General features: G+C 62.1%; 15 protein-coding genes. 1 reads left to right on the top strand and 14 read right to left on the bottom strand.

All coding sequences use genetic code 11. The features are described 5' to 3' along the window. The 10 genes from HV766_RS00475 to glmS all read right to left on the bottom strand — a co-directional run bounded on the left by HV766_RS00475 (nucleotide 1) and on the right by glmS (nucleotide 18,321). Nucleotides 1-1,260 (bottom strand): nucleotide sugar dehydrogenase, encoded by a 1,260-nt coding sequence (locus HV766_RS00475; protein WP_119449874.1) that lies wholly within the window; start codon nucleotides 1,258-1,260, stop codon nucleotides 1-3. Between the two features lie 617 nt (nucleotides 1,261-1,877). After that, nucleotides 1,878-3,581, bottom strand: a complete 1,704-nt coding sequence (locus HV766_RS00470) for a LeoA/HP0731 family dynamin-like GTPase (RefSeq protein WP_175180366.1) — start codon at nucleotides 3,579-3,581, stop codon at nucleotides 1,878-1,880. Next, nucleotides 3,581-5,779, bottom strand: a complete 2,199-nt coding sequence (locus HV766_RS00465) for a GTPase (protein WP_175180365.1) — start codon at nucleotides 5,777-5,779, stop codon at nucleotides 3,581-3,583. Before HV766_RS00465 ends, HV766_RS00470 begins: the two co-directional genes overlap by 1 nt. Nucleotides 5,780-5,952: 173 nt before the next feature. Beyond that, a complete protein-coding gene (locus HV766_RS00460; protein WP_175180364.1) occupies nucleotides 5,953-9,150 on the bottom strand; it encodes a UvrD-helicase domain-containing protein in 3,198 nt (1,065 codons plus the stop codon). Nucleotides 9,151-9,152: 2 nt separating this feature from the next. Then, on the bottom strand, nucleotides 9,153-11,846 hold the full coding sequence (locus HV766_RS00455) for a PD-(D/E)XK nuclease family protein (RefSeq protein ID WP_175180363.1): 2,694 nt from the start codon (nucleotides 11,844-11,846) through the stop codon (nucleotides 9,153-9,155). A gap of 69 nt (nucleotides 11,847-11,915) precedes the next feature. After that, on the bottom strand, nucleotides 11,916-13,571 hold the full coding sequence (locus HV766_RS00450; RefSeq protein ID WP_175180362.1) for an ATP-binding domain-containing protein: 1,656 nt from the start codon (nucleotides 13,569-13,571) through the stop codon (nucleotides 11,916-11,918). A 524-nt stretch (nucleotides 13,572-14,095) separates the two neighbouring features. Further along, entirely contained in the window at nucleotides 14,096-14,260 is a 165-nt protein-coding gene (locus HV766_RS00445) for a hypothetical protein (RefSeq protein ID WP_175180361.1), read from the bottom strand. 100 nt (nucleotides 14,261-14,360) lie between these two features. Next, nucleotides 14,361-15,386 (bottom strand): helix-turn-helix transcriptional regulator, encoded by a 1,026-nt coding sequence (locus HV766_RS00440; RefSeq protein ID WP_175180360.1) that lies wholly within the window; start codon nucleotides 15,384-15,386, stop codon nucleotides 14,361-14,363. Nucleotides 15,387-15,592: 206 nt separating this feature from the next. After that, nucleotides 15,593-16,321 carry a hypothetical protein gene (locus tag HV766_RS00435; RefSeq protein WP_175180359.1) on the bottom strand — a complete coding sequence of 243 codons (729 nt, stop codon included), beginning with the start codon at nucleotides 16,319-16,321 and terminating at the stop codon, nucleotides 15,593-15,595. A gap of 167 nt (nucleotides 16,322-16,488) precedes the next feature. After that, nucleotides 16,489-18,321 (bottom strand): glutamine--fructose-6-phosphate transaminase (isomerizing), encoded by a 1,833-nt coding sequence (glmS, locus tag HV766_RS00430; protein WP_054455423.1) that lies wholly within the window; start codon nucleotides 18,319-18,321, stop codon nucleotides 16,489-16,491. Between the two features lie 152 nt (nucleotides 18,322-18,473). On the opposite strand from glmS, the gene HV766_RS00425 reads away from it, so the two are divergent. Continuing rightward, nucleotides 18,474-18,962 (top strand): Lrp/AsnC family transcriptional regulator, encoded by a 489-nt coding sequence (locus tag HV766_RS00425; RefSeq protein ID WP_119449873.1) that lies wholly within the window; start codon nucleotides 18,474-18,476, stop codon nucleotides 18,960-18,962. 11 nt (nucleotides 18,963-18,973) lie between these two features. Here the strand turns inward: HV766_RS00425 and HV766_RS00420 are convergent, their stop codons facing one another. From HV766_RS00420 to glmU, 4 genes are all read right to left on the bottom strand, one after another. Further along, on the bottom strand, nucleotides 18,974-20,032 hold the full coding sequence (locus HV766_RS00420) for a glycosyltransferase family 4 protein (protein WP_175180358.1): 1,059 nt from the start codon (nucleotides 20,030-20,032) through the stop codon (nucleotides 18,974-18,976). Further along, nucleotides 20,029-21,351, bottom strand: a complete 1,323-nt coding sequence (locus HV766_RS00415; protein ID WP_054455429.1) for a UDP-glucose dehydrogenase family protein — start codon at nucleotides 21,349-21,351, stop codon at nucleotides 20,029-20,031. The genes HV766_RS00420 and HV766_RS00415 overlap by 4 nt, the downstream gene beginning before the upstream one ends. 125 nt (nucleotides 21,352-21,476) lie before the next feature. Further along, nucleotides 21,477-22,889, bottom strand: coding sequence for an MFS transporter (locus HV766_RS00410; protein WP_175180357.1), 1,413 nt, complete (start codon nucleotides 22,887-22,889; stop codon nucleotides 21,477-21,479). Continuing rightward, nucleotides 22,862-24,235, bottom strand: a complete 1,374-nt coding sequence (gene glmU / locus HV766_RS00405) for a bifunctional UDP-N-acetylglucosamine diphosphorylase/glucosamine-1-phosphate N-acetyltransferase GlmU (RefSeq protein WP_054455432.1) — start codon at nucleotides 24,233-24,235, stop codon at nucleotides 22,862-22,864. The genes HV766_RS00410 and glmU overlap by 28 nt, the downstream gene beginning before the upstream one ends. Between the last annotated feature and the right edge of the window lie 6 nt (nucleotides 24,236-24,241).

The following is a 24,241-nucleotide window of genomic DNA, read 5'->3' as shown; positions in this document are numbered from 1 at the left end:
TTAAAGAGTCCAGTACAGGAGGTCGGACTGAAGCCGTTTGCTGTCGAGCACGGACTTCAGGTCGCACACCATGCCGTCGCTCTTGACCAGCGTCGGCAGGTCGTCCCAAAAGGTATTCATGGTTTCACGGTGCGGCACCGCCAGGATCAGCACATCCATGTCGCGGAACTGGTCGCGCTCGACGAGCTTGATGCCGTACTCGTGCTCCATCTGTTCCCGATCGGCCATCGGGTCGCACGCGACCGGGGTGATGCCGTAGGCGCCCAGGGCGTTGTAAAGATCGACCACCTTGGAGTTGCGGATGTCGGGCACGTTTTCCTTGAACGTCATGCCCAGGATGCCGACGCGGGTCGTGGCATTGAGGCGGCCGTTGCGGGCCAGGGTCTGGACCACTCGCGAAGCGACGTGGCTGGCCATGCCGTCATTGATGCGACGGCCCGACAGGATGACCTCGGGGTGATAGCCAAGCTCCTGCGCCTTGGACGTCAGGTAGTACGGATCGACGCCGATGCAGTGACCGCCCACGAGACCAGGCGAAAACTTCAGGAAGTTCCACTTGGTGCCGGCGGCTGCCAGCACTTCCGAGGTGCGGATGCCGACCAGATCGCAGATCTTCGACATTTCGTTCATCAGCGCGATGTTGATGTCGCGCTGCGTGTTCTCCAGCACCTTCGCCGCCTCGGCGACCTTGATGGAGGAGGCGCGGTGCACGCCGGCATCGATGATCTTCTCGTACACGCCGGCAATGACTTCCAGCGACTCCTCGTCCTGGCCGGACACGATCTTGACGATCTTCTCCAGCGGATGCTCGCGGTCGCCCGGATTGATCCGCTCGGGGCTGTAGCCCAGCTTGAAATCGACGCCGCAACGCAGGCCGGACACCTTCTCCAGCTCCGGTCCGCAGATTTCCTCGGTGGCGCCGGGATGGACGGTGGATTCAAAAACCACGATGCAGCCGGGGCGCAGCACGGGGCCGATCGAGCGGCAGGCGCGCACCAGCAGCGAAAAATCGGGGTTGTTCTTTTCGTCGACGGGGGTCGGTACGGCCACGACGAAGAAATCGCAGCCTTCCAGTTCCGAGATCTGGTCGGTGAACTGCATCGGGGAGGCAAGCAACACGTCGCGTTCGATCTCGCCGGTCCAGTCATCACCCTCTTTCAGCCGTGCGATTCTCCGCTTGTCCACGTCAAAGCCGATGACATCAAAGCGCTTGGAAAATGCGACGGCTACGGGCAGGCCGACATATCCAAGGCCACACACTGCGATTCTCTTTACCACGGGGGACCTCACTGTTTTCGTCGTGTCGAAGACACTAGAAATTGACACCCGGGGGCACGAAATCGATGCGGAATCGAATATGTTTGCCCCGGTTCGGGCGAGCGTATTGCTTAAGAATATTTACAGCTAGATACTCGAATGAGCATGCCAAGCTGCGAGCCAACGAATCGTATAGGTGCCAAACAGCAAAATTCTTTCTAAATATTTTTATTGCTGTGCAAGTAAGTCGGATTTGTCGCAATAAACCCAGGGAAATCCCTCAAACAATTACATTCATTACATGAACCGCAACATGGCCCGTCATTGGGGTTGTTAGCAAATATATAAAATGGTTTTTCTTGGTCCGGTTTAACCAAAATGAAAAAACATAATTATCGCAAGGGGTTATTTATTAATCACCCAGAGAAATGTCATATTCCAAGACAGCCTGGCTACAGTCATTATTCAGACATAACAAAGACTGACTTCCGTCTGCCGGGCAAGTGAGTGTTCGCACTCGCGTCCTTCCCAAAAGCAAAAAAGCCCACCGCGCAGGGGGCTTTTTTGCCGGATGCTAAAGGAAAGGGAATTAGGTTCGCCTCGTCCGGCGAACCGGCAGATCAGCCCTCCAACATGCGAAATTCAGCATCGATGGCTTCCGCCTGCCGGCGCCATTCCTGGAATTTGACCTGCCGCTCCCGCCCTTCGGCGACGCTCCCGAAAACGACGTCCACAGCCTTGTTGAGGTCAACGTAACTTTGGAAGAACCGCGTCTCGAAGTCGTCGCCATTGATGACTTTCAACAGTTCCACGCGCTGCTGCGTGAAGTCGCTCACCAGGCTCTCGACAATCTTCTTGAACTCGTCGGCCTTGTTGGCCTGTTTGATGGTGTCCCACACTTCAATGGCTAAGGTAGCGGCGGCCAACACGCCATTGAGTCCCTTCGCCAAGTTCACCGCGCCCCAAGGCTTGAACTTGAGCATCTTGGCCAAGTCCACACCGACGAACTTGGCCACATTGACCAGACCGTCCCTCGCCAGGAGGATATTGCCGTTGTTGATGAGCTTGCCCTTCAAGACAAAGTCCATTCCTTGCTTGCCAAGGCTCATCATCGTCGTTTCGTAGTGCTCGATCTCGGACTCGAAGCCTACCGCGATGCGTCCGATTTCCATCGTCGCCGACTCCAGTTGACGCTCGAACTCATTCTGCAAGCGCGCGGCGATGATCACCCCGTCCGTGCCGATTTCTTTCTCGAAGAACTCTCCAAAGCCTTCCATCCCGACGCCTGATACGCGCCGAATCAAAGACGCGAAGTAGTCGGTCACAAAGCTTCGCAGCCTAATTCTCGCGTCGCTCATCTGACGGCGAGCGTCCTGAAGCTCTTCCTGCATCTGCCTGCTGATGCCCTCAAGCTTGTCCATTTCCTCGCGTATTCTCTCGTCGTTCTGAATGGCAACGGGCAATTCCTTGTTCAGCACGTCGCGAATGATGCTTCTGCGCGTGGCGCTCACGATCGCTTGCGGGCCGCCATTGCTCTCGACCTTATCGGCAGTCGCTTGCTGCAGAAGTCCAATGTGAGACAAGCTGCGAAATTCTTCCGCATTGGACAGCCAATGCTCGACGCCAAGATCGAACGGATTGGCAGCCACTGCGACAATAGAGAGTTCCGACTGTTCTTCGGGAGTCAGGTCTATCAATTCCCGCAGGCGTTTGGACACGTTCTCCCGCTTGATCTCGAAGTTCTCCTGGAACTCGGATTCATCCGCCACGTCCGCCACCATATCGAACCGGCTCAATACGAAGACGGTTCTGGGGAGCAGATTCAATGTACGAAAAAGCCATGTCAGATCGTCCTGGTGACTGGCCTTGATGGGATTGGTCGAGTCCATCACATACAACACCAAGTGAGCTTCACTCACGTACTTTTTCGTGATGTCCTTGTACTTTTCCAGCTCGCGCGTTTCAGCGTTCACTTGCTCTTTGAATCCGAACAGTCCCGGCGTATCTATCAGCACGATGGGGCCGGCCTCGTAGATGTTGACTTCGTTGGAAGACTCTTGTTGGCTGATCTTCATGCTGGACTTGTCCAACTTTTCTAGCCAAGCTGCGGCAATCGAAGTCTTACCTTCGGAGAATCCGCCGATCAAAGCTACCCGGAGCGAGCCGCCATCGACGTCTTCGATCGTGCGCTGCAATTTGGTCTTGAGGTCGGCAGCGATGGGAACGCCAGCATTCTCCCCTTGATGCAAGAACGACACGAGATCCCGCAGAATCGCTGTCGCTCGGGTTTGGCCTTTCTTGAATGCGTCTAGTGTTTTTTCCATTATCGACTCGTTACGAATTCCAGATTCTTGGACAGTTTGGTGAGTTTCTTGACAGCTTCGTCCAGGGACTCATTGATGACGCCGACCTGCCGGACCGGAACCATCAGAATTTCCTCGATACGGCCGACGGCCGCATCCAATTGCGGACGCGATTCATCCAGTTTTTCGCGCGTGGTGTCCCCAAGTTTCTTTTTAATATCGTCGAGGTTCTTGTTTACAGCCGTTCGCTGCTGGTTCATTTTGTACTCAGAGCTGAAATAGCTCCGGACGCTTTTGTAAAGCGCCAGGGCAATGCCTGCGATACCGGCTGCAAGTATCACCCACCCCGCGGGGTTCCAGAACAACGCGGCACCACCAGCCAGCACACCCAGCAAACTCGCCACCTTGAGACCGTTATCGATATTTATGTCGAGATTGAAGGTCTGATCCGGGCCTCCACTTCCTAGCTCAGCATAGGCCTGATTGAGTTCCTTCAGATGCTCTTGATAGCGATCTACGATCTTTGCCACCTTTCCCTCAAAATTCTGCCGTTCTTCCACCAGCGCGTCCGACAGCCTGTCAATCAACGCCTGTTGCTGGCGTTTAAGCACATCCTTAAAACGCTGCTCGAAATCCTCGTTGCTAACATCGCACTTGATGTAGTCGTACATCTCGCTCTCGACGGCTTCGCTGAACCGCTCAATTTTGGCCGCACACTGCTGGCCTAGGCTTGAGGCGAACGCCGCCTTTGCTCTATTCAGCTGGTTCGCCGCCAGACTCTTCTGCTTTTTTGCATTTGCCTGCACCGGCTTAAAGCGGACGCGCGAGATCTCATCGATGCTATCGATTACGGAGGCAAGGGCAACTCTCGCCTTGTTGAAGTTCGATTCATGAATCTTCTCCGCGCACCCCTGAATCAGTTCTTCCGCCAGAAACTTCTGCAGTTTCCCCATACCTGAACGATCGAGCAGGGCCTGCGCATCGAACTTTGCGAGGAATTTTCCCCGGCTCTTCGCATCGCTCGAGCCCGGAACCAAACAATCGGCAACGCTCAGAAAGGCGACCTGGGCACTCATCGGAATAGTTTTCCGATAATTCTCGCCCAACACGCCTTTCATTCGTCGATCAAGGACCTTCAGACTGGCCGCTTCATCGTCTGTGATCAGATCCTGGGTCAGTTGTACGGCATTCGTGATGCGCTTGTTGAATAGAGTCCAGACCTCGGTCTGGGCGCCCAGATGCTTGACTATCTTTTCAAGAGTGCCCTCGCCATCGCCATCCCCCTTCTGCGGCGGCGCAGCTTTGGAGGTTACGTAGAACACCGCGTGGGCCTTCTGGACCGCTTGCCAAATCTGTTCAATGACGTGGGATTCGCTCCCCTCGATACCGGGCACATCGAGCAAGGCGAACTTCTGGCCCTCCAGCACGAACTGGAATGTCTGCACGTCCGTGGTGTAGTCAGAACGCCCGGTGCCAATAATCCTGCCGTCCGCGTGGACGTCAAGACGATGGAGGTTGTCCAGCTGATGTTGGTGCTTTTCCTCGGCTGCGGCCAAATTCCGCGCAGCCTCCGCTCTCGCTACCTCACCTGCCTTGTCTGCACGATCATGCTCGGCAAGCGCCAGCTTCAAATCTTGCTCGGCCTTCGCCAGAGCCACATCCTGGGGCGCGGACCGGAAAAGGCGCACAATTCTCTGAATTAATGTTTCCCGCCGACGAGCCTCCTCGACAAGAACAGTGGACTCCTGAACACGGGCCCTAAACATATCCTCGCGCAGTGCCTGTTGCTGTTTCCGGTCCGAAAGGTCGCTCTCGACCACAGCCAATTGCTCTTTGCCCTGCTCCACGCCGATGCGCGCCGCTTCCATATCGCTCTCGGAAAGGTTCAGGCGTGCCTGCTCCTCTCTGAATAGGCGCCGGGTATCGCGTTTGGTTGGTTCATCGAGGAGTATGCGCAGTGCCTCCACGGTGGTCGATTTACCCGCGTTCGTTTCTCCGTACAGGGCAATGGTGAACACATCCCATTCGGCATTACGTTGCAAGCCTTCGAGGCCTTGCTCCAGATCTTTCCTGTTGCTCTCCAAGATTGCCTTCGCCGTGTCCTGAGCCTCTGCAATCGCAGGCTCATCAATCGGGGCCAGCATTCCTTCATGAATCGCGGACACTTCATCCAACATGATGCGGTAAATCTGCTCGGGCGCGTTCTTCTGTACTCTCATCTCGTTCTTCTGTTACCTGACATTAAGCGAAGGCCATACCAGTTTGGGCTTTTGAACCAGCACATTCATACTCACTTCCCTGCTCACATTGCCAAAAGCGACGAGTCGCCGACGACTCACCCTCTCCGCTGGATGATCGGCGCACCGCCGCCTGCTGTTGTCTTGCGCGGCCATCAGGCCGCCCCGATCCGTACAGCCCGCGCCGCCACCAGCAAGAACAGCCAACGTTCTAGCACTGGCTCACCAGAGGCAGACTCGACCGCGCCGGCATAGGCTTCCAGCTGACCACCGTGCGTAACAGCCAAGCGATCGCCGTCGTCGACGCCGCGCGGATCCGCCTTGTGATCAATGAGGATGCGGCCGGCCGGGACGCGGATCAGCAGGTCGATCTGCCCGCGAACGACGGTGCCGTCGGCGCGTGGCACCTGAATCGGCAGTTCCGCCTGGGCAACCCCGCCGGGCCACCTCGCCTGCCACCAATCCTGGAAGGCTTCCACCTGAAAGCGCACCGCTTCCGGCGTTACTGCGCCATGGACGCCCCAGCGGATCAGGGCCTCCCTGATCTGTTCGTCGCTGACGGCACGCGCCGGGTCCGCCATCGAGCAAGCTATGCATCCATGCAGCGCCGAACCCAGCGCGGCCATGTCCGTGCCGGACTGGACCACGATCCGCCTGCCTACCTCTTCCACCGTTATCACCCGATGCTGCCCGGGCAGGGCAGCGCTGGGCGCGAACCAGAGCCGCTGAAAGGACTGGCGCTGGCGCGCGGCGAAGTAACGCATGGCCCACACCTCGGGCGCAGGCGGCGCGTCGAGCGATTCATCGAAATCCCAGGACTTCGCTTCGCGCACGACGGTATGGCCGTCCGCCACGAATGCGCCCGCCGGTCCCCAGAGCTTGGCCGCCGCATCGATCTCGTCCAGCCAGTGGCAAGGTGGAGGGTCGCCCGCCGCCTTGGTGCCGCCCACGAGAGCGAGCAAGTCGCGCGCACGGGTAAGAGCGACATACAGCAGGCGTGTGTTCTCCGCGCGCGCCTGCTCGGCCATGAGCTTACCGGTTTCCGAGGCTTCCGCATCGGCGATGACCTGCACGCCAGCCCCAAAGGGATTGACCCAATGGTGGATGTAGCGATTGGCCAGAGGAGCCGTCGCGTCAAAAGCGCCTATCGTCCGGGAGCGCACGCTCCAGAGATCGGTGCGATAGCCGTGATCCAGGCCGATCACGATCACCATTGGCCATTCCAGGCCCTTGGCCGCATGGAAAGTCATGACTTCGACAGCGCCATGGGCAGCAGTCGCGCGTCCATCCGCCCCGTTCGCCTCCAATTCCTGGAACCAAAGCAGCATTCCGTTGACCGTCGCCGGCTGGCGTGCGCCCAGACAAGCGTCCTCGTACTGCTGTGCCAACGCCAGCAGCGCTTCAATATTGGCGATGCGCACTTGCGCCTCGCGCTCCGCTGCCGACCACTGGTGTGCCAGGCGCGCCACGCCGGATTCGGCCTTTGCCAGACGCAAGGCCTCACGGGGTGTGAGCGACGTCAGGGACGACCGCAAGCCTGCCAGTCTGGCAATCAGCGGATGAGCGCCTTCCCCCTCTGTCTTCCACGCCGACTCCGACGCCGACCTTTCGCCATCTCCGTCCGTACTCATGCCGGCGAGGAACTGCAAGCGGTCTTGCAGCCAGTCTTCCGGCCTGACCGCCCCAGTCAGCCCGACGATCATTGCGGTAGCCACGGTATCCGAAGCATCTCGCAAACGGCGCAGGCAGGCCAGCACCAACTGGACCTCGGGTGTCGAGATCAGGCCGGGCCGGGCCGCCGCCGCGGCAATGCCCCAGCGGCTCAGCGCGTCGACCGCGGACTTTATGTGATCATTCTTTCGGCACAGCACGGCGATGTCGCTGGCTTGCAGTGAGCGCGCCTGGCCTGTGGTTTTGTCGACAATCTGGATGCCGCGCCCCAGCAGATCCGACACTGCGGGCCCCAGGGCTTTCAGCGAAATCGAACGCTTCCCGGCTTCCGTCACGAACGACCAGTTCAGGAGTTGCGGCTGTCCGACGAGCGGCCTGCGCACCGGCCTGAGCGCGGTTTCGGAGGCGGGAGCGGGATGGAAGGCCGGCACGAACACTTCGTTGGCCAGGCCCACCAGCGCCGGCGTAGAGCGATACGAATCCGACAAAGGCGTCCCCATTGTGCCGCCCCAGCTTTCCACAGAATCGAGGATCTGCTGGATGAGCGTCGAATCCGTGCCGCGAAAACCATAGATGGCCTGCTTGGGGTCGCCTACCCAGATCGAACTTTTGGCCAGCTTCGCCAACTCGACGAAGATGGCCAACTGAAGCGGATTGGTGTCCTGAAATTCGTCGACCAGCACGAGATCGAGCTCTCCCTCGAGCGCTTCACGCACCAAGGTACTGCCTTGCAAGGCTCGCAATAGCAACACTTCCTGATCGGTGAAGTCGACCACGCCAAGTTCCCGCTTGGCCTGCGCAAAAGCTTGCAAAGCGCGCCCCGCCAGGCCGAACACCGTACGAAGATAGTCCCGCACATCCTCGTGGAACCTTTCATGGGTGGGGTGGCGTGCCGCGACGTCTTGAAGCTCCTCCACCATGCCGGCCTGCCTGGCGCCAGCTTTCAGCTTCGACAGTTGCTGCCAGACGTTCCATGCCAGCTGTCCCCGAGCGAGTGCGCCGCGGGCTGCCGTGACTTTCTCGATCGCCTCGTTCAGAACTTTGGTCGTCACGCCGGCGGCCTGCGCCTGCTTGAGTTCGCCCTCCGTGCGTTCGAGCGCCGCGCCGAGAGCGGCATCATGATCGCCCTGCGGGCGCGGCCAACACGCCAGCATGGCGTCTGCATTGTCTGACCCCATTGCGGCGAGTTCGTCCGGGCCAAGATTGTTGGAGCGCGCGGCGTTCATGATTGCGTGCAGCGTAGCGGTCACCGCATCATCATCCAGGTCGAGCCGCACAGCCAGTCGCGCCAGATGCTCGACCGCATTGGCATCCTGAACACTTTCGACAGCCATGCGCACCAGGCGGCGGCCTTCGTCTTCGGTCAGAACAGTCTGATCCGGCGAGATGCCGAGTTCAAAGCAGAAGCGCTGGATCAATTGTCCGCAGACGCTATTGACCGTGCCAATGCTCGCCTGCCCCAGCGCCGCGGCCAGATCGAGCCGTCGCTGGCTCAACAGCGTCGACCTGGCGCGCTCGCGCAACTCCGAAGCCGCCTTGACCGTGAACGTGGTAGCCATGATCGCTGCGGGCCGCGCAGCGCCTCGTTGCAGGCGGTCGGCCAGCAAGTGTGTCAGATAGTAGGTCTTGCCGCTGCCCGCCCCGGCACGGACAAATTCCACATTCATGTTCTTCTGGTCCATGGTTATTCCCTACTGCCGAACAGTGCCGTGTAGTCGCCGTGCCACGGCGCGGTTTCGCCCAGTGGCAAACAACCTTCCGGAGATGGCTCCGGCGGCGGGTAGAGCCCATCCCCGATCACGTCGACATGCCCTTCCTGCCACTGCCGCACCCGCCAGGCCCAGGTGGTCCTGGCCTGCATGACGAGCTCCGCCGCGTTGACGCCGTTCTTTGCATTGACGACGCGGGCCAGCGGACCGAACAGGTCTGGCGTGGCGGTCAATAGCAGAGCCTCCCTGAACGTGAAATAACCCACCGCGGCGGGCGGCGCTTTGAGCTCTTGCCGGATCATCTCGCCATACAGCGCCAACTGCAGGTACACGCCATCGGCCAGCGCTTTGCGATACCGCTTGGCACCCGTCCATTTAAGGTCGAGCGCAGCTGTCCCGCCATCGGCAAGATGCAACAGCAGATCGGTTGCTCCATTGAGACGCAACGCGCCAAGCATGCCGGCAAGCGGCCGTTCGGCCTCGACGCGTTCAACGCCGGCGTGGGCCATATGTTGCAGCAATACCCGCAGGCCGTGACGCACGGTGCTCTTGAACTGGAAGAGCGCAGCGCCGTTGCCCGGCGCCAGCAACGGCATCCCTTCCTGTTCAAGCAATCTTGCCAATTCCGGCTCCAACCACGCCTCCAGGCGGTCATGGCTCCAAGATGGCGCATCATTGTTGACGAACAGCCTCTCAACCAACCGATGCGCGAGGTTGCCAAGCAAACGGCCATCCTTGGCCACCACCGTGGCCCGGCCTGTACGCAAACTGGCCGCGTACTTCAACACTGCGACCGCCGGGTTGTTGAAATGAAGGTCCAATGACGTATAGGACTGCGAAGGCAGGCGTGTCGGAAGCGGATAGGCGTCCCGCCATGGTGCATCCGTATCCAGGCGCCATACACCTTGTGCGCGTTGCAATGGCAGGGGGATGACCTGTCCTGCCCGGTCGCGCACCATGGGATGCTCTTCCAGCTGCCTTGCGGCCATCCCGGGTGCGAGCAGGGCGATAAGCTGCCAAGCCGGATGATCTTCCGCGGGCGCTGGCGGCAAGACCAGGATCAGACGATCGGTGGCGGTAAGCAGCGGCCTCATCCACAGCGCGGCCAGGCTTTCCATCGCGAACGCCAGGTCGACAAGTTCGACCCCGCTGGCCGCCAGAGCTTCGATCTCAGGACGACTCCATGGGTATCCTCCAGGCAGCTTCGGAGTGGAAGGCATCCACCAGACGACTTCGGCGACCGGCCCCAGCGCGCAAGCTTCGGGCGTCGTGGCGCTGAGCATGCAACCCGCCTCGGCCACGGCCAGGCTGTTGCCGCACAATGTGGTCGCCTGAGCACATAACTGTTCGAGCAGCCGGGGTTTGACGTGCTTGATCCCATCCCGCTGCAGCGATTCCAGGCCGCTGAGCATCCCCGCGCATTGACCGAGGGCCGCAGCGAGATCTCGCGCCGCTGCGGCGGCAGGCGTGAGGTGCTGCAGGCGCCCGCGCAGCGCCTGAGTCAGCAGCTTGACCCGCTCGATTGCATAGCCTATCGGCGCGCCGGAGGTTCGCGGGTGCCGCGGCGATTCGAGCCAGATCCGGATGTGCTGCTCCAATTCAGGGCGATACTCCGCAGGAGCGTCGTCCAGCAGGCGCGCACGCACCTTGGACCACTCAGCTCCGCCGATACCCGGTTGTTCGGAAAAGACCGCACCGAACGCCCGCCGCGCCGACGCCCGGAAGGGTCCGATCGGATGCATCAGGAAATCGAGCAAGCGCGCGGGTTCCAGGGGATCCCAGAAGGTCTCGAAGATCAACGGCAGCGCCAGCAAGGCCGGACGCAAGGCGCTGGACTCGTCGAAGCCGCAAGCCGGTGCGCCGTTGACGCGCAGGGTATCGTCGACTGAAGCGCCATGCTGCTCGCTGACGAGAAGCATCGGTGTCCGCCGGGCGTGATAGTGATGTGCGAGCCATTGTTCCGCGGTCTCGCATGTATGGGGACGAAGAACGACAACCGAACCATCGCTGTCGTCGATATCTGGCAGGGGAATGAAGGATTGGTCAAGGGACACCGCGTCCAGCACGGCGCGTTGCAAACGTCCCAGTTGCGTATGGGGAGCAGCCGCAGGGGTCAGCGCGCTTCCATCTACCAACGGGAAGCGGGCGAGCAGCCTGCGCCACAAGGACGGAAACAGCTTGCTGTCCTCCAGCAAGACGATCTCGCCGACCGGCACGCTGCGCTCATCCAGACGGCGCAGGACGGCATTGAGGCGATCGCCTTCGCCGGGAGGCAACAAGCCGGCCGCCGCGGTTTCGACGACGGCCATGTCCAATAGGCGAGACGGGCATCCCGCTGCCGCAACGCCTGTCCATCCTCCAAGTATCCATTCGTCGCGCCACTGCAGAAGCCGAGCCGCGGTTCCGATTTCATCGGCAGCCAAGCTGTCATGGAAGAACCTCCTCGGTCCATCGGACTGACGCAGCGCCAGCAGGAAGGCGGCAGTCCGTTCAGCTCCGCCGGCCGGCCGCGACGACAGGCCGAGCCAGGTTTCCAGCATCGCAAGAAAGGCCTGGCGCCCCACGGTCGGGCATTCGAACAACGCTCCGGGGTGAGGTCCTTGCCACTGCTCGACGTGCAGGCCTAGCGTAATTCTCAGCGCCGCCTTGGCGCGTTGTTGCTCTTGCATTTCGCTCACTCTCAGGTCAGAGGTGCCAAAGGGGTGAATGGCTGTTCCCGGAAGCCGCCACGGGACTGATCACGCAGTCGCCGGGCAGCCTTCAAGACGTGCGAGCAATCGCCCCGCCGCCCGGTCGGACAGGACCAAGACCAGTTTCATCGAGGCGCGAGTCGCGCCTACGAACAAGCGGCGGACCTCATCGTCGCCCAGCGCTTCGAAATCGATCTCCGCCATCACGACTGCCGGCGCGGACTGCCCCTTGAAGCGGTGCACGGTATCCGTCACCAGCGAGCCTTCCGAATACTCCGGCCGGCCCTCAGCATCGTAGGTGCCAAGAAATTTCTTCAGCACATAGGGACCCAACTGATCGTAGGATAGGATGCGGGAGTTATCCCTTCCCCGATAACTGAGAAGCGCGATGTCCGTCGTCGCGAACCCGGCAGATTGGCACAGGCGCACACCTTCCTTGACTTGGTCCAGCAACTGCGCGGCGGTCTCGTAGGTAAGGAATTCCACTTCGTGACCAATGACTGGCGATGCAGGCACGACGGCCATCCCGTCCGGGACCAATGCCTGCAGTAATTGAACGACCGAACGCGGACTACGGAAATTCTTGTCCGCCCGCAGGCGTATCCAACCCGGCAGTTGCACGGCAGCATGGCGATACAGTTTCTGCATCGGGTCTTCCAGCCAGAGTATGCGAGCGTTGTCGCGGGCATGGCGCAGAATCAGGTCGAACCATTCAGCCTTGATGTCCTGCCCTTCATCGATGATGACCGTATCGAAGGTCAGATCCGGCGGGACAGCCAACTCCCGGCAGGCATTGACCAGTTGCTCGAAAGCCATTGCGTCATTGAAGTCAGGCGCGGATCCCGACTGTCTGACCATACGTACGCACAACATGTGGAACGTGCAGACCGCGCCGCCGGAGGGCACGATCGTGGCGATGTGGTCCGCCAGAGGCCGGTTGAAGCAGAGATATAGCGGCCTGTGGCCAGCGTCGACTGCCGCGCGGTACTCGGCCAGGGCCAACTGCGTCTTTCCAGAGCCGGCCGTACCGTTTACGTGCAGTCGAAAGGGCGTCATGTCGATTTGCCGGGCCCAATAGGCCAGGCCGCTGGACACGCGGGTGACGAGGGCTTTGGCCCGCCCCACCAGCGCACTGGCGTCCGCCTCCAGTTGAATGAGGTCGCAGAGAAACCGATGCACCTGCGCGTACAGCGGACCCGCAACGCCCGCGGGGAGTATCTGCTGAATCACCGAGCATAATGCGTCGCGCCGGCCGGCGTCGACGATACGTTCGGACATCACGCCCACGGTTTGCAGCGTCTTGCACAAATAGTCCGGGCAGTAGAGCAAATGCTCGATCTCGATGTAGGCGCCGTTCAGAACCCGCGCCAGCTTGCTTCGCAAGCTATTCACCGTGCGACCCATTTGCGCGGGCACCGATTTCAGTTTGCCACCGCCATAGTTCTTCGCCAGCCCGTCAGGCGTCTCTTCCAATGACCCGCATTTCTGCTCAATGAGCATCATGTGCCCGGACTGGTTGACGATGACGAAATCGACTTCGCCATGAATGGCGTGAGAGCGTTCGATATTGGTCCAGTGCACGGCGTGATAAACCGTGTACTCGTCCGGCAACCCCTGCGCCAACGACTCCAAGGTCTCGAACTCCCGACGCATGGCACCGATGGCGTCCATGGTCTGCCAACCGTCCGGCACGATACGCGCCATGTTGCAAAGCTCCTTTTCAGGCGAAATTGGCGGGCGATGCCGGGGGCATCAGGAATATGTCGTCAGTCTGGGGAATGACCCTTGCCAGGCCGAAAGGGCCAATCTGTCAAAGTCAACATTTTGACTTACTTGAAATCATTTGAATACAAGGCGTGAGCATACCCTATCGGGCATCCCATTTCATTTTTGAATGGCACGCCCATTAGGGCATCTGGCAAATGGTACTGCCATGACCTCGCGCTGGAACCGGGAAACACAGCAAGTTCCTAGCGCTTTATTCCAAGTTCAGCAGCCGTTTCAACCGGCTCGAAACTAGCGCGAGCGCCGAGGGTGCGACGCATCGCAGTTGCTTTGATTGGCATTTTGGGCAATGCGCCGCAATATCCCGCCCGACGACAAGCGCGTCACTGGCGGGCGCAAATGTCCGTATCCAGTTGCATTGGGTGCATATTTGAGTGAATGGCCGGGGACGGACAGGCATGCTGCGACTCCAGGGTAAGCAGAACGAGATATGGGGAACGCTATCAGTTGGCGCCTGGCTCAGTCATTTTTCCGCAGGCGTCTTCTACCCCATCTCGCCTGACTGCATCGATATATCGGCCCAGGATTGCAGTGCTCAATACACCTGTCACGAACACAATGGCGAATGCGGCCAGGTGTTCCAGGGGCGTGGCGTTGTTGTTGATCATGTGTACTCCGGGATAGGCAAGATCGGCGGCAAGATGACTGCCGCATCCCGGACAGAATAGGAGGGGATCGGGACATTACATGTCCCGATCCCCTACGCATTCATGCGTGCGTCGCATATAGCGCCGAAAGTGCGCGCACTTCGGCGGCCATTTCCTCGCGCAATGCCTCAGGTCCCAAGACTTCTACGTTGGGGCCGAACGACCGCAGCCACCAGCGCAAACGTTTGCTGAGCAAGACCGTGCCCGTGACCCGCAGTTCGGATCCGATGTACTGCACCACTTGATCATCGGATAACGGCGATTCAATCAGATGATTGCCTGCGCCATTGAGAAAGCGCAATTCCACTTCCACCGCGCCCTCAACCATGAAATCGAACTGCCGCTGCTGCTTCACATACTCGGCCAAGCTGAATTCCCGTGGATAGGCGAATATCTCCGGCAACATGCTGGCGCTGACCACCCTGTCAAGCCGGTACATTGCGGGCTTGGCATAGCCCGCAATGGCCGCAACGAGATAGATCACCCCGCCCACCTCGACCAATCCCAACGGGTCGATTATCTTCGTCGTTTCCTGATCCGCTTTGGAGCGAACGCGATAAACCACTTCCAGTTTCTGCTCGAAAAACAGAGCGCGCGACACGGTGGAAAAGGTGTTTGAGTCTATAGCTGGATGCTGCAAGGCAAAAGCGCCGCTTTCTACTTCTACTTTATCCACCCATTTCCGATAGCGGCGTTCGCTGTCGCTGTGAGAAACGCCCAGCCGTTTCTCGGCGGTGTCGAACAGGGAAGACAGCGATTCGGAAACCAGCGACGGAATCTGACGGGATGAAAAGCGCTTCAAGGTCTGAAGCGCCAGCGCCTGTTCATGCGTCATCAGGCCTGCGGCCCTGGCGGGCACGCCGCCAGCGCCGGCGCACCTGCGCCAAACGAGCGCCGTCCCGCGCCTTTCGCATTCCACCAGTTGCTGGTCAAGCAGCTTCTGCAATGTGCGCAGAACCGTCTTGACGACGGGAGGATCGGGATCTGACCTGCACAACGCTCGGTGTATTTCCGGCGTACTTATGAAGTGCCCGCCTTGTTCGGCGTCCTTCAAAATATGAAATATATTGGCAACCAGCGGGGGCATGCAGGGACTCGCTCGCTTCGATAAGGAATTATTACGATGGTTAACTGGAATTTACCAGAGCGGACATAGCCCGCGTAATCAGGCGCCAGTGCAAGGGAATAATCCCTCATGAAGCGGAACCGCTGGGCATCGCGCGCCCCTCCTACATCCGCAACGCGTGACGACAACCGGAGGCGCAAAATCCCGATAAAAATAATCGGCTGGATTTACTCGAGAACAGGCCACTCAAAACCCAGCAACGCATCCACGCGCATCGCACCATCCAAAGTCATGGGCGCGGCGGTCAAAGGCTGCAATTCATGCAAACCCGCTTCGATGATCGTGCGCTGCAACTCCCGTTCGGGGACGCCGGCGACCGCTAGCGCGGCCGGCTGCATCAGCAATGCGGTCAGCGCCTCACGCAGCACCTCCGAAAATCCGGCAGCGGTTTCATCGAAGCCAAGAACGGAAAGAAGATTGGCGTCGGCGAACCTGCGCGCGGCGCGCCATGCATGCAGGGCCTTGTAGCCTTCCGTACGGTTCCATTCCAGAGCCGCCAGCGCCCGCACCAGCGTTTGCACGGCGGACGCCCAAGGCTTGTCCGCCGCCATGACCCAGACGCCCTTGCGAACGGCGGGCAACTGGCTGACCCGGCCGCGGCACAGAGCCAATGCGGCCACGCCCTGCTCACGAGCCTGACGCATGGCCTCGATCGGGCCAAAGGTATTCCATACGGCACGCCCTTTTCCTGTCAGCGCGGCAAAGTCGACAAGATGCAGCGATAGCGCGCCCTGCGGCGCGTCCGTATCCGCGTGCCAATCAAAGACCGGCATTTCCTGCGCAAGCTGCCGCACAAGCAAGACGATATCCTCCGCAGGCATGCCCCAGCCGTGCAGGGAAACCGCGGGGCGATTGGATGCGGTATGAATTCCACGGATTGCTATCGAGTCCGACACTGCGTCTCCACTTGAATTGGGAATACGCAGTTTGGATCGCGGTCCGGACATTAGCTGTCCCGAAGGCCGCATTGCTTGTATTTATTCTCTTGCCCGCAGGAGTCGTCCGGGATATTGTGAAAAAAAATGCCGCTACTGGAGCGGCATTTTTCTTGAGGCGACCGGCCTTACTCCACCGTCACGCTCTTGGCCAGATTACGCGGCTTGTCCACGTCCGTGCCTCGCGCGCACGCCGTGTGGTACGACAGCAGCTGCAGCGGGATGGTGTGCAGGATGGGCGAAAGCTTGCCGTAGTGCTCGGGCATGCGGATCACGTGCATGCCTTCGGCGCTCTGGATCTTGCTGTCGGCATCGGCGAAGACATACAGCTCGCCGCCGCGCGCGCGCACTTCCTGCATGTTGGACTTCAGCTTTTCCAGCAGTTCGTCCTTGGGCGCGATGGTGACCACGGGCATGTGCTCGGTCACCAGGGCCAGCGGGCCGTGCTTGAGTTCGCCGGCCGGGTAGGCTTCGGCGTGGATGTAGCTGATTTCCTTGAGCTTGAGCGCGCCTTCCAGGGCGATCGGGTAGTGCATGCCGCGGCCCAGGAACAGGGCGTTTTCCTTGGAGGCGAAGCGGTCGGCCCAGGCCATGATCTGGGGCTCCAGGGCCAGCACCGAGCCGATGGCCACGGGCAGGTGGCGCAGCGCCTTCAGGTGTTCGGCTTCCTGCTCTTCGGTCAGGTGGCCGCGTACCTGGGCCAATGCCAGGGTCAGCAGGAACAGCGCGGTGAGCTGGGTGGTGAAGGCCTTGGTGGAAGCCACGCCGATCTCGACGCCGGCACGCGTGATGTACGACAGCTTGCACTCGCGCACCATGGCGCTGGTGGACACGTTGCAGATGGTCAGCGTGTTTTCCATGCCCAGCGAGCGCGCATGCTTGAGCGCGGCCAGGGTGTCGGCGGTTTCGCCGGACTGCGAGATCGTGACCACCAACGAGCGCGGGTTGGGCACGCTGTCGCGATAGCGGTATTCGCTGGCGATTTCCACCGCCACGGGGATCTTGGCGATGGACTCGATCCAGTACTTGGCGGTCAAGCCGGCGTAGTAGCTGGTGCCGCAGGCCAGGATCAGCAGGGAATCGACGTCCTTGAAGATCTTGTAGGCCTGGTCGCCGAAGAGTTCGGGCGTGATGGCTTCGATGTCCTGCAGCGTGTCGCCCACGGCGCGCGGCTGCTCGAAGATTTCCTTCTGCATGTAGTGGCGGTAAGGGCCGAGTTCGGCCGCGCCGGTATGCACATGCACGGTGTGGACTTCGCGGTCCACGTTCTTGCCGTTGGCGTCCACGATCCAGACGCGCGAGAGCTGCAGGTCGACGACGTCGCCGTCTTCCAGGTAGATGATCTGGTCGGTGGTGCCGGCCAGGGCCAGCGCGTCGGAAGCCAGGAAGTTCTCGTTCTGGCCCACGCCCACGACCAGCGGCGAGCCTTGGCGCGCGCCGACCACGCGGTGCGGCTCGTCGCGGCAGAACACGGCGATGGCGTAGGCGCCATGCAGGCGGCGCACGGCATTCTGCACGGCTTCGAACAGGTCGCCGGCATACAGGTGGTTGACCAGGTGCGCGATCACTTCGGTATCGGTCTGGCTTTCGAAGACATAGCCCACGGCCTGCAGCTCGGCGCGCAGTTCGTCGTGGTTCTCGATGATGCCGTTGTGGACCAGCGCGATGCGCGGCTCGTCGTTGCCCAGGCGCGAGAAGTGCGGGTGGGCATTGTGCGTGGCCGGCACGCCGTGGGTAGCCCAGCGGGTGTGGGCGATGCCGGTGAAGCCGCTGACCTTGTCCTGCGCAACCTGTTCGGCCAATTCGGCCACGCGTTGCGTGCTGCGCGTGCGGCGCAGATGCCCGTCGGCGTAGACGGCGACGCCGCAGGAGTCGTAGCCGCGGTACTCAAGGCGCTTGAGGCCTTCAACGAGGATCGGGGTGATGTCGCGCTGGGCGACGGCGCCAACAATGCCGCACATAGGAGAGTGCTCCGGTAAGTTCGTGTACCGACGCATTGTGCTCGTCCCCGCAAGAAATTTGATTTCTTTATGCAGTTAAAAATGGAAGTTAATTCCCTTACATGATTGTGATTAAATAATATTTCTTCCAGATCATTTTTTTGAAATTAATCATGCAAAACGCACAGATTTCCCTGCCAGAGCTGGATGATCTGGACCGGCGCATTCTTGAACAGTTACAAGAAGACAGCTCGCTGACCAACCAAGAGCTGGCGCAACGCGTGCATGCCTCGCCTCCGACCTGCCTGCGGCGGGTGCGGCGGCTGGTGGATGAAGGGGTGATAGACAGGCAGGTGGCCATCCTGGCGGCGGAAAAGCTGGGCAGCACGCTGACCGCCATCGTCGAGATCACGCTGGACGTGCAGGCGGCTGAGAGCCTGGACGCGTTCGAGCAAAGCATGCTGGCCGAGTCCGCGGTGCTGCAGTGCTACCGGGTCTCGCCCGGGCCGGATTTCGTGGTGATCGCGCAGGTGAAGGACATGCCGGCCTATCACGCGCTGGTGCACCGCGCTTTCACCGCGCAGGCCAACGTGCGCAATGTGCGCACGTTCTTCTCGGTGCATCGCGCCAAGTTCGAGACCCGGATAGACCTGCGGACCTGAGGCAGGTCGGATCAGCGGCGGGCGATCACGCGATCGAACTGCGCCAGGTAGCGGTTGCCCATCTTCTGCACGTCGTGCTCGTCTCGCACGTAGGCATAGGCGCGCTCGGTGACTTCCTGGCGGAAGGCCGCGTCGTCCAGGCAGCGCGCCATGCCCTGCGCCATGGCCTGGAAATCACCCACGGCGCACAGCACGCCGCGTCCGTCGGCAAGGCTTTCCTTCAGGCCGCCAGCATCGGTGGACACCACCGGCACGCGTTGCAGGAAAGCATCCAGCACGCTGCTGCCCAGGGCCTCTTCCTCGGAGCTCATGACGAACACGTCGAGGATGCTGTAGAAATCTTCCACGCCCTTGCGAAAGCCGGCGAAGCGATAGACGTCCTCGATGCCGAGCTTGCGCGCCTCATCCTTGGCCTGCTGCTCGCGGTCGCCGCCGGCGCCGAAGTGCAGGAACACGAAGTCGCGGCGCGTCTTGGCCAATTCGGCCACGGCGCGCACCAGCGTGACCGGGTCCTTGTCGCGGATCAGCGCGGCCGACGTGGCCATGACCTTCTTGCCGGCCAGATCGAATTCCCGCACCAGCTGGGCGACATTCTCGGTGTCGATCTGGTGCGGCTCGACGGCGCTGCGGATGATGACGGGCTCGATCCCCAGGCGGCGCGGCTCGCCGGCGGCCATCTCGCTGATCGCCACAAACAGGTCGGCGTGGCGCCACTTGAAGCCGGTCTTCCATTCGTCGCCGGGTTTGACCACGAAGGACGTGCGGCGGGAAAACGCCACCGGCCGGCGGTGCAGCCATTTGGTGAGGACCGCCCAGGTGATGGTGTTGGCGGTCTGGGCATGAACTATGTCGTAGCGGCCGGCGCCGGCCAGGAAGGCCAGCTGCCCCGGCACGTTGCGGCAGGTATGGGCCACGAAGCCCTCCTGGCGCGCGCGCTCGGCCAAGGGCGCGCCTTCGCGGCACATCACTTCGACGTCGTGGCCAGCCTTGCGGAATGCGCGCATGCAGTACAGCGTCTGCCGTTCGCCGCCGCGCCAGCCCTTCTCGAAGTTCAGCTGCAGGATCTTCATGCGCGGCCGATGCCCGAGTACTCGAAGCCCAGGCCGCGCACGTCCGCGGGCGTGTAGAGATTGCGGCCGTCGATGATGAGCGGGGTCTTGAGCAGGGCTTTGACGCGATCGAAGTCGGGCGCGCGGAAGACCTTCCATTCGGTCGCGATCAGGAGCGCGTCGGCGCCGTCCAGCGCGTCGTACATGTCGGTGGCGAAGCTGATGCCGGGCTTGCCGGCCAGCGCGCGCGCGGCCTCGTGCATGGCGACGGGGTCATAGGCGCGCACCTCGGCGCCGCGGCGCGTCAGTTCGGCGATGACAGTCAGGCTGGGCGCTTCGCGCATGTCATCGGTGTTGGGCTTGAAGGACAGGCCCCACAGCGCGATCTTGCGGCCCTTGAGGTCTTCGCCGAAACGCGCCACCAGTTTTTCGGACAGGCGGAATTTCTGCGCGTGGTTGGCAGCCTCGGCGGCCTCGATGACGCGCATGGGCAAGGCGTTCTCGGCGGCTGTGTTGACCAGCGCCTGCACGTCCTTGGGGAAGCAGGAGCCGCCGTAGCCCGCGCCGGGATACAGGAAGTGATAGCCGATGCGCGGGTCGGCGCCGATGCCACGGCGCACTTGTTCGATATCCGCGCCCAGGGCTTCAGCCAGGTTCGCCATTTCGTTCATGAAGGAAATGCGCGTGGCCAGCATGGCGTTGGCGGCGTACTTGGTCAGCTCGGCCGAACGCACGTCCATCACCATCAGGCGGTCGTGGGTGCGCTGGAAGGGCTCGTAGATGCGACGCATGACGCCGATGGTGTAGTCGTCGTCCGCGCCAACCACGACCCGGTCCGGGCTCATGAAGTCGTTGATGGCGGCGCCTTCCTTCAGGAACTCGGGGTTGGACGCCACGCTGAAGGGGATGTCCACGCCGCGTGCGGCCAATTCACGCGCCACGACATCGCGCACCTTGTCGGCCGTGCCCACCGGCACGGTGGACTTGTCCACGATGAGCTTGCGCGACGTCATGTGGCGAGCGATGTTCTGGGCGGCGGCCAGCACGTATTTCAGGTCGGCCGAACCGTCCTCGCCGGGCGGGGTGCCGACGGCGATGAACTGCACGTCGCCGAAAGCCACGCTCTGCGCGACGTCGTCGGTGAAATGCAGGCGGCCCGCCTGCACGTTGCGGCGCACCAGGTCTTCGAGGCCCGGCTCATAGATGGGAATGCCGCCCTGGCGCAAGAGGGCGATCTTCGCCGCGTCCACGTCCAGACACATGACGTCGTTGCCCATGTCGGCCAGGCACGCCCCCGACACCAACCCCACGTAACCGGTACCCACGACCGTGATCTTCATGCCTGAACGCCTTCAAAATAGGTAATCGTTGCGCCAGATGACTCAATCCGGCGCCGGCCGTCATTATAGAAGCGGCCGGGGGCCCAAGCCCGCCGGCGCCACAATGGCGGCCTCGCGGGACCGCCCTAGGGCCGCAACTTGCTGAAGCGAACCGTATTGACCACCACCGCCAGCCCGGCGCAGATGGTCCCCAGCACCAGCGCCAGGCCAGGGCCATGGGCCAGGCTGATGCTGAACGCGATCGCGACCAGCGCCGTGCCGAAGCTCTGGCCGAAGACCCGGGTGGTGGCCTGCAGGCCGCCCGCCGCGCCGCTGCGCGAACGGGGCGCGGCCGACAGCATGGCGCGGTTGTTGGGCGTCTGGAAGAAGCCGAAGCCCATCCCCGCCACGAACATTCCCGCAACAATGGGCCAATTCGACACCGTAGCCGGCAGCGCCGCCAGCCACAGCATGCCGACCACCATCGCCGCCGCGCCCATGCCGCTGAGTGTGGCGGCCGAATAGCGGTCGGACAGCCGCCCCGCGAGCGGGGCGATGATGGCGGTGCCCACGGGCCAGGCGCCCATCAGCATGCCCACCTCCAGATACGGCCGCCCCAGCACCTGCTGGAAATAGAACGGCAGGGACACGTAGGACGCCATCTGCGCGGCGAAGGTGCAGGCCGAGGCGCCTACCGCAAAGGCCAGCGGACGGATGCGCAGCAGATCCACCGGCACCAGCGGCGCTGGCTGCTTGCCCACGCGCCGCACCAGAACCAGGCCGATGACCGTGGCGATCGCCACCAGGCCGATGCCGCGCAGCAGGTCCATGCCCATCATGTCCACGCCCGAAATGAAGACGCCCAGGGTCAGCATGCACAGCAGCGCGCTGATCCAGTCCAGCTTCACGTTGTTGCGCGGCACTTCCGGCAGATGCCGCAGGCCCAGCATCGTCAGCGCGCAGATCGGCAGGTTGACGGCGAAGATCCAGGGCCAGGGCGCCACCGACAGGATGGCCGAACCGATGGTCGGTCCCAGCACCGACATGATGGCCACGGTGGTGGCGTTGATGCTGATCCCGCGCCCCAGCAGCTTCAACGGGTAGATGTTGCGCACCAGTCCGCCGAACATGCACATGAGCGACGCCGCGCCTATGCCCTGGAACACCCGCGCCGCGGTCAGCTGCCACAGCGTGCCGGCCAGGGCGCAGCCCAGCGAGGCCAGGGTGAACAGCATCAGGCCGAAGGTGAACATGCGGCGAAAGCCGATGCGCTCGGCCAGCGCCGACAAGGGCAGCAGCATCATCACCACCGCCAGGTTGTAGGCGTTCACGATCCAGACCGCCTGGGCCGGCGACGCGTTGAGGTCGACGGCGATCGTGGGCAGCGCCACGTTGGCGATGGTGGTGTCCAGAACCGACAGGCTGATGCCTGTCATCACGGTGGCCGCCGCCCAGTAACGGCGCGGCGTCGGCAGGCCGTCGGGCGGCGCGGGCTTGGCGCCGTTGGCCGGCGCCTCTCCGCTCTGCCCCGTCACGATTTCTTGACCGGGCGCTGCCATCCGTCGACGGTGACCTGCTTGGCGCGCGAGACCGTCAGTTTCTCGGCCGGCGCGTCGCGGGTCAGGGTGGTGCCTGCGCCCAGCGTGGCGCCGCGGCCGACGCGCACCGGCGCCACCAGTTGCGTGTCCGAGCCGATGAAGGCGTCGTCCTCGATGACGGTGCGGTGCTTGTTCACGCCGTCATAGTTGCAGGTGATGGTGCCCGCGCCCACGTTCACGCGCGCGCCGATGTCGGCGTCGCCGATGTAGGCCAGGTGGTTGGCCTTGCTGTCCTCGCCCAGCACGCTCTTCTTGATCTCGACGAAGTTGCCGACGTGGCTGCGGTCGCCGAGTTCGGCGCCCGGACGCAGACGGGCGTAGGGGCCGACGCGCGCATCGCGGCCGACCTGCGCCTGCTGCAGATGGCTATAGGCCTCGATGTGCGTGCCCGGGCCAACGCTGACGTCGCGCAGCACGCAATGCGGGCCCACGCGCACGCCGTCGGCCAGCGACACCTGGCCTTCGAACACGCAGCCCACGTCGATGAACACGTCGCGTCCGCAGGTGAGCGAGCCGCGCACGTCAAAGCGCGCCGGGTCGGCCAGCGTGACGCCGGCTTCCAGCTGGCGGCGAGCCTGCTCGGCCTGCCAGCGGCGCTCCAGTTCGGCCTGCTGCACGCGGCTGTTCACGCCCAGCGTTTCCCAGGACGCACCGGGCTGGGCCGCGCCCACCGGCACGCCGTCGACCACCGCCAGGCCGACCACGTCGGTCAGGTAGTACTCGCCCTGGGCGTTGTTGTTGTCGATGCGGGACAGCCAGTCCTTCAGCTTCGCGGTCGGCGCGCTGAGGATGCCGGTGTTCACTTCCTTGATCTCGCGCTCGGCGTCCGAGGCGTCCTTGTGTTCAACGATGCGGCACACGTTGCCGCTGGCGTCGCGCACGATGCGGCCGTAGCCGGTGGAATCCGCCAGCACCTCGGTCAGCACGGCGGCGCCAGTGCCGCGCGCGTCCAACAGGCGCTGCAGGGTCTCGGGCTGCACCAGCGGCACGTCGCCGTACAGCACCAGGGTCACATCGTCCTTGCCATCGCCTTCAAGCAGCAGCGGCACGGCCTGCTGCACGGCGTGGCCGGTGCCTTGCTGCGGCTGCTGCAACACGAAGTGCAGGTCCGCCTGGCCTTCGTAGGCCTGTTTGACGCGGTCCGCACCGTGGCCGACCACAACGATGATGCGCGCCGGCTTCAGTTGGCGCGCGCTGTCCAGCACGTGGCCCAGCATCGGCTTGCCAGCCAGCGTGTGCAGAACTTTGGGGAGATCGGACTGCATGCGTTTACCCAGTCCGGCGGCAAGAATTACTACGTTAAGCATAGGTTC

It is taken from the genome of Achromobacter aegrifaciens (genome assembly GCF_902859735.1).
Classification (GTDB): Bacteria; Pseudomonadota; Gammaproteobacteria; order Burkholderiales; family Burkholderiaceae_B; genus Achromobacter; species Achromobacter aegrifaciens.
Note: the sequence above shows the minus strand (reverse complement) of the source record. Positions and strands in the feature narration are given on the sequence as shown.